Annotated in this window: 1 pseudogene; it reads right to left on the bottom strand. The window is 66.8% G+C overall.

What is annotated here, in order from left to right:
* Window positions 1–328 (bottom strand): annotated as a pseudogene (locus KVT32_RS29340) (Tn3 family transposase); the annotation flags it as partial.

Consider the following 328-nt stretch of genomic DNA (forward strand, 5'->3'; position numbering starts at 1 on the left):
CGAGGCCGTCACCGTGCCCTGCTTGATCGAGGTGGCCAGCCGCACCTTGGCGTTGATCGCCTTGCCGGACGCCTGGAACTGCTGCTGATGCTTGTGCTTGGCAGCGTTGAACAGCTTGCCCAGGATGCGGTCGTGCAGGTCGATGATTTCGTCGGTGACGGTGGCCATGCCCTCGATGGCGAGCGCACCAGGGTCGCGTAGCGGCGCTGCGCCTCGAACTTGGTCAGATCGGCGGGCGTCATCTGGCCGCCTTCGCGGGCGATCTTGAGCAGGCGGTTCTGGTGCACCGACCGCTCGATGCCGGAAGGCAGGTCGTGCGCCTGCCAGG

The sequence above is a fragment of the Achromobacter sp. GbtcB20 genome, from assembly GCF_019091095.1.
Classification (GTDB): domain Bacteria; phylum Pseudomonadota; class Gammaproteobacteria; order Burkholderiales; family Burkholderiaceae_B; genus Achromobacter; species Achromobacter mucicolens.